Annotated in this window: 4 protein-coding genes and 1 pseudogene; 4 read left to right on the forward strand and 1 reads right to left on the reverse strand. The window is 69.9% G+C overall.

Annotated features, from left to right (window positions below):
• Positions 1-33: 33 nt before the first annotated feature.
• Positions 34-867 (forward strand): annotated as a pseudogene (locus LI92_RS18850) (class I adenylate-forming enzyme family protein); the annotation flags it as partial.
• A 37-nt stretch (positions 868-904) separates the two neighbouring features.
• Here LI92_RS18850 and LI92_RS18855 read toward each other — a convergent pair.
• Positions 905-2,323: an HNH endonuclease signature motif containing protein gene (locus tag LI92_RS18855; protein WP_046321668.1), complete on the reverse strand. Its 1,419-nt coding sequence runs from the start codon at positions 2,321-2,323 to the stop codon at positions 905-907.
• A 212-nt stretch (positions 2,324-2,535) separates the two neighbouring features.
• On the opposite strand from LI92_RS18855, the gene LI92_RS18860 reads away from it, so the two are divergent.
• The 3 genes from LI92_RS18860 to LI92_RS18870 form a co-directional block, all read left to right on the forward strand.
• Positions 2,536-4,887, forward strand: coding sequence for a Tex family protein (locus LI92_RS18860; RefSeq protein WP_046321671.1), 2,352 nt, complete (start codon positions 2,536-2,538; stop codon positions 4,885-4,887).
• Between the two features lie 8 nt (positions 4,888-4,895).
• A complete protein-coding gene (locus LI92_RS18865) occupies positions 4,896-6,287 on the forward strand; it encodes an FAD-binding oxidoreductase (protein ID WP_046321677.1) in 1,392 nt (463 codons plus the stop codon).
• Between the two features lie 55 nt (positions 6,288-6,342).
• Positions 6,343-6,868 (forward strand): thiamine pyrophosphate-binding protein (locus LI92_RS18870; RefSeq protein WP_286135195.1); only part of this gene is annotated, 526 nt, incomplete at its 3' end.

Genomic DNA, 6,868 nt, shown 5'->3' on the forward strand with positions numbered 1-6,868 from the left:
CACAATACGGTGACCCGGTAGCGCTCGATGGCCGCGACGTTCGCGGCCATCGAGCGCTACCGGGTCACCGTATTGTGCTGTGTCAGCACCCAATTGACCATGATGATGGCCGATCGCCTCAGTGCTGAATTCGACCTGAGCTCGTTGCGGGTGGTGTTCACCGGCGGGGAGGCGTTGCCCTACCGGCCGGCCACGCAGTTCGAGGAGCTCACCGGTGCGAAGATCCTGCAGTTCTACGGCTCCAATGAGACCGGGGTGCTCAGCGCCACCACCCTCGACGACTCCTTGGAGCGGCGGTTGCGCACCGGTGGGCGCATCGTGCCCGAGATGGCGGTCCGGCTTTTCGGCGGCGAGGACGGCAACACCGACGTGACCGATACAGGGCGGGGCCAGCCTGCCTGCCGCGGCCCGGCCACCAGCCTGGGCTATCTGGATGGGGTCGATCACGACAAGCTGTTCACCGCTGACGGGTGGATGCGGATGGGCGATGTCTGCGAGGTCGACGCCGAGGGCTATCTGAGCGTCACCGGCCGGCTTTCCGATTTCATCCTGCGCGGCGGAAAGAACATCAGCGCTGCCCAGGTCGAAGACGCGGTGCTGACGCATCCGGCGATCGCGGTTGCCGCCGCAGTGCCGATGCGAGACGAGGTGTTCGGCGAAAAAGTCTGCGTCTACGTCGAACTCACCGAGGAGGCGCTCGGGGTGACCGGCACGCTGGAGCTGGCCGAGCTCGTCGAGCACCTGCTGGCTCTGGGCGTGTCCAAGGAGCTGCTGCCGGAACGCCTGGTCGTCCTCGACCAGCTGCCGCGCTCCTCTGGCGGCAAGATCGCCAAGGGACGGCTCCGCGAGATCAGCGGCCGGCCATAGCCGCCGCAACGCCGCGCGGAGGCGTTGTCCCGCAGCGCTACCCGGGATCATCACCACGGTCCAGGAGCTCCATCGGGTGGTGCAGGTGGTTGATCCGCGGCTGGCCCGTTCGGTCGGTCCAGGCCAGGCGGCCACGCTCGGTGAGCTGTGTCTGAAGGTTGCCGCGGGTCGCAGCACCGTGGTCGGGACCGCAGGCGAAGTAGAGCTGGTCGGCGTCGGTACGCCCGCCGTGAGCCCAGTCGTTCGCGTGGTGCACCTCGCAGTGGTAACCGGGCTCGGAGCAGTTGGGCCGGGTGCAGCCGCGGTCTCGGGCGTGGCAGATGATCCGGTGATCCAGCGTGGCGATGCGCTTGCTGCGGCCCAGATACAACGCCCGTTCCGAGTGGTCGTCGAAGACTGCCAGATAGTGAATCGCGTTGGCCGCCATGCGGATCAGATCCCGCATCGGCAGGCGGCCGCCGCCTCCGGTGCGGGCAGGGCCGGGCATCGGGAGGCTCGGGTCGACGATTGCGCGTCCGGCCTGCTCGAGGTCGGCGAGTGTGGTGGTGGCGATGACTGAGACCGGAACACCGCGGTGGGTGCCCAGGGCTCCGGATGCAATGCCGTGGCGCAGGGCGAGTTTGAGGGCGTCGTGGTTTCGTTGGCCGTTGGAGCGCAGGTCCGGGCCGGTGGGTGCGTCGGGGCGCTCGGGCGGCTCGGCGGTGTCGGGTCGGCGGTGGCCGGGCCGCACCGCGGCCATTGCCGCCTCGAGGTAGGCGCGGGTCTCGGGGTCGACGCAGCCGGACAGCCGGCTCATGCCGTCGGGGCCCTGGCGGCCCAACACCAGGTTGCGCCGCCGTGCCCGGTCCGCATCGGTGAAGTTGCCGTCGGGGTTGAGGACGTCGGCAAGGGCGTGCCCGAGGGCGGTCACAAAGGCGGCGTCCTGTTCGGTGGCGTGGCGCACCAGGGTGCGCTCGGCGGCTGCCCGATCGGCCGGTGCGACGTTCCCGGGCAGCTGGTCGAGGGCGGTGGTGACGGATTTGATGTGGTCGTCGCCGATTCGGCCGTCCTCGACCGCGGCGGCGAGCGCGGGGAACTCCGGTGGGGCGGGGGGGCCGGTCAGGTTGCGACGCGGCCGGATGCGGGCGGCGACCCGGAACCGGCGCCGCACCTCGGCGCGGGTGATGCGCAGGCGTGACCACAGCAGGTCGGTGAGCTTGGTGTCGGCGGGCAGTCGAGGGTCGTCGGGGCCGTCGGGTGGGTCGGCCAGTTCGCCGAACACGCGGACGGACAGGCCGCGGTTGACCCGATGCTGGGTTTCGAGGCGCTCGGCGATCTCGACGCGGAACGCATTGCCCACGATGTCGGTGTCGGCTGCCCGCAGCCGGGACTGGGCGTCATCGATCAAGGCCAGCTCCGCCCGGATGGCCGCGCGGGCTGCCGCGGCGGGCGGAAGGACCTGATCGGCTTCGGACACCCCCCCAAGGTATCGAACAAAAGTTCGAATATCGCCCGTCCGGCGACGATCTGTGGATGAACCGGCAACTGTGGATAACAGTCGTCGAGCGGGCTGCGGGCAGCTGCTCAACAGCCCGCGTGGGGCGGCATCGTAGACACCCTGCGTGCGGTCAAAAGTCACGCCGTGCCGCACCCGGAACCTGTCCGCGGCGTTCGGTAGGGTCCGTCGGCGTGACAGCGAACGTAACCCTGAAACCGGTAAACGCCCGTCTCGCCGAGGAACTCGCGGTGGCCGAACGACAGGTCGCGGCCGCTGTGGCGCTGCTCGACGAGGGGGCCACGGTGCCGTTCATCGCGCGCTACCGAAAAGAGGCCACCGGCAGCCTCGACGACGGTCAGCTGCGCCCCCTCGAAGAACGGCTGCGCTACCTGCGGGAGCTCGACGACCGCCGGGCCGCCGTGCTGGCCTCGATCGAGGAGCAGGGCAAGCTCACCGACGAGCTCAAAGCCGCGCTGCTGTCGGCCGAGACCAAGGCTCGGGTCGAAGACATCTACCTGCCCTACAAGCCCAAGCGCCGCACCAAGGCGCAGATCGCGCGTGAGGCCGGCCTGGAGCCGCTTGCCGACCGGCTGCTCGCCGACCCCACGCTCGACCCCCAGCAGGTCGCCTCGGAGTACACCGGCGAGGAGGTCGCCGACGCCGCGGCAGCACTGGAGGGCGCCCGCGCGATCCTGGTCGAGCGGGCCGCCGAGGACGCCGAGCTGGTGGGCGCGGTGCGGGAGAAGTTCTGGTCGGCGGGCTCGTTGCGTACCATGCCGCGCTCGGAGGATGCTGCGAAAAGTCCCTCGGCGCAGAAGTTTCGGGACTACTTCGAGTTCAGTGAAGCGCTGGAGACCATGCCGTCGCACCGGGTGCTGGCGGTGTTGCGCGGTGAGAAGGAGGACGCCCTGGCGCTGGCCTTCGACGGCGGCGACAACGAGTTCTACCACGCCATGATCGCGCGGTCGCTCGGCGTGGACATGGGCGCAGCCGGGCCGGCCACGCCATGGCTGGCCGACACGGTGCGGTGGGCGTGGGACACCCGGCTGGCTTTCTCCGCGGCGGTCGATGCCCGGATGCGGCTGCGTCAACGTGCCGAGCAGGACGCGGTGGCGGTGTTCGCCAAGAACCTCAAGGACCTGCTGCTGGCGGCGCCGGCGGGTAACCGCACCACGCTGGGACTCGACCCGGGTTTTCGCACCGGGGTGAAGGTCGCCGTCGTCGACGGCACCGGCAAGGTCGTCGACACCTGCGCGATCTTCCCGCACCAGCCGCAGAAGCAGTGGGATCAGGCCAAGGCGGTGCTGGCCGCGTTGGTCGCCCGCCACGGTGTGGACCTGATTGCCGTCGGCAACGGCACCGCCTCACGCGAGACCGACGCGCTGGCCGCCGAATTGATCGCCGACCTCACCAGCGCCGGCGCCCCCGCGCCGGTCAAAGCAATGGTCAGCGAGGCCGGGGCGTCGGTGTACTCGGCGTCGGCGTATGCCGCACACGAACTTCCCGATCTGGACGTCACGCTGCGCGGCGCGGTGTCGATCGCGCGGCGCCTGCAGGACCCGCTGGCCGAGCTGGTCAAGATCGAGCCGAAGTCCATCGGTGTCGGCCAGTACCAGCACGACGTGACGCCGGGCACCCTGGCGCGCAGCCTCGACGCCGTGGTCGAAGATGCGGTGAACGCCGTGGGTGTCGACCTCAACACCGCCTCGGCACCGCTGTTGGCCAAGGTGTCGGGAGTGTCGGAATCGCTGGCCGAAGCCATCGTGGGGCACCGCGACCAGAACGGGCCGTTCCGCAGCCGGGCCGCCCTGCTCGACGTGCCACGCCTGGGGCCCAAGGCCTTCGAACAGTGCGCCGGGTTCCTGCGCATCCGCGACGGCGATGACCCGCTGGACTCCTCCGGCGTGCATCCCGAGGCCTACCCGGTGGTGCGGCGCATTCTGGACCGCTCCGGTGTCTCGCTGGCCGAGATCATCGGCGACGAGCGACTCCTGCGGTCGCTGCAACCCGGCGATTTCGCCGACGACCGGTTCGGGGTGCCGACCGTCACCGACATCCTGGCCGAACTGGAGAAGCCGGGACGCGACCCGCGGCCGGCGTTCTCCACGGCGACGTTCGCCGCAGGCGTCGAGAAGGTGGCCGACCTCAAGGTGGGCATGATCCTGGAGGGCGTGGTGACCAATGTCGCCGCATTCGGAGCATTCGTCGACGTCGGTGTGCACCAGGACGGCCTGGTGCACGTCTCGGCCATGGCGGACCGCTTCGTGTCCGATCCGCACGAGGTGGTCCGTTCCGGCCAGGTGGTGAAGGTCAAGGTCATCGACGTCGATGTCGAACGGCAGCGCATCGGGTTGACCCTGCGGCTGGGGGACAAGCCCGGGGACAAAACCGCGCGGGGCGCGGCGGCCAAACCGGCTGCGCGCGGCGGCAACGCCAAGCAGAATCGCGGGAGGGGTCCCGGCAACGGGACGGGGCGCCGGGACGCGGCACCGGCAGGCGGGTCGATGGCCCAGGCGCTACGGGACGCCGGATTCGGAAAGTGAGGGCCGGCATGGGCACCACCGAGGGCGCACCGGACGACATAGCTGCACGTTTCCGCAAGATCGTGGGGGAGGCCGGGCTGCTGACCGGCGACCAGATCGGTCCCGACTACGGCCATGACGAGGCGCTGGTCGGCGCGCCGGTCACGCCGCGCTATGTGGCCCGCCCCGAGACCGCGGAGCACGTCGCCGCCCTGCTGGCCGCGGCGACCGAAGCCAAGGTCGCGGTGACCGCACGCGGGTCCGGCACCGGGTTGTCTGCGGCCGCACGCCCGTGTCCGGACGGTCTGCTGATCTCCTTTGAGCGGATGAACGCGATTCTGGAGGTCGACACCGAAAATCAGGTCGCGGTGGTACAGCCCGGCGTCACGCTGAGCGATCTCGACGCCGCGACGGCCGATGCGGGTCTGATGTACACCGTCTTCCCCGGGGAGTTGTCCGCCAGTGTCGGCGGCAACGTCGGTACCAACGCCGGGGGTATGCGCGCGGTCAAGTACGGGGTGACCCGGCACAACGTGCTCGGACTGCAGGCCGCCCTGCCCACCGGCGAGCTGATCCGCACCGGCGGCCGAATCAGCAAGCTGTCCACCGGTTACGACCTGACTCAGCTGATCATCGGCTCGGAGGGGACCTGCGCCCTGGCCACCGAGGTCACCGTCCGGCTCTACCCGCGGCTGGGGTACTCCGCAACGTTGCTGGTGCCGTTCGCCGACCTGCCCGCGGTGATGCGCGCGGTGCCGGCGGTGGTGCGCAGCGGTGTGAACCCGGTGATTCTGGAGTACGTCGACAAGCTCACGCTGGCGGCGATCAGCTACTCGCAGAAGCTGAACCTGGGCATCCCCGACTCGGTGCGTGACTCTGCGGAGGCGTACCTGGTCGTGGGGGGGGAGGATCGCGACCGCGACCGCCTCGACGGCGACGTGGCCATGCTGGGCGAGCTGCTGGCCTCGCTCGGGGCCGTTGATGTCTATGTGCTGGAGGGCAATTCGGCGCACGCTCTGATCGAGGCCCGCGAGAAGGCGTTCTGGACGGCCAAGGCCGTCGGTGCCCACGATGTCATCGATACCGTGGTTCCTCGCGCGGCGATGGATCAATTCCTCACCAAAGCACACGAATTGGCCCAGGCGGTGGGTGCCGGCGTGGTGGGCTGCGGGCATGCCGGTGACGGCAACGTGCACCTGGGGGTGTTCTGCGCCGACGACGACGTCCGGCACCAGCTGCTGCACGACATCTTCGCGGCGGCGATGGCACTGGGCGGAGCCATCTCCGGGGAGCACGGTCTGGGACGGGTCAAGACCCAGCATTTCCTGGAACTCGAGGATCCGGTCAAGATCGCCCTGATGCGCCGAATCAAGGACGCCTTCGACCCCGCCGGGATTCTCAATCCGGGCGTGCTTCTATAGGCAGCGGATCGCGCGCGACACCCATACCCCGGTGCCCGGCAAGAAAGGCAGCCACATGACCAACGGAGCACAGGCCCTGATCGCCACCCTGGTCGACAGCGGAGTTCAGGTCTGCTTCGCCAACCCCGGCACGTCCGAGATGCACTTCGTGGCCGCCCTGGACTCGGTGCCGCAGATGCGGGGGGTGCTGTGCCTGTTCGAAGGGGTGGTGACCGGTGCCGCCGACGGCTACGCCCGGGTGGCCGGCAAGCCGGCCGCCACCTTGCTGCACCTGGGGCCCGGGCTCAGCAACGGCCTGGCCAACCTGCACAACGCCCGCCGCGCGCACGTGCCCGTGGTCAACGTCATCGGGGACCACGCGACCTACCACAAGAAGTACGACGCCCCGCTGGAATCCGACATCGAGCCGCTGACCGACTGGACCCACGGCTGGGTGCGCCGCACCGGCGCCGGCCAGGACGTGGGCCGGGATGCCGCCGAAGCCGTCGCGGCCTCAATGGCCAGTCCGGCGGTGGTGGCCAATCTGATTCTGCCCGCTGACATCTCCTGGGAAGGTGGCGCGCAGGCGGCCGGCCCGGTCG

The organism is Mycobacterium sp. UM_Kg1 (assembly GCF_000972925.1).
GTDB lineage: Bacteria > Actinomycetota > Actinomycetes > Mycobacteriales > Mycobacteriaceae > Mycobacterium > Mycobacterium hiberniae.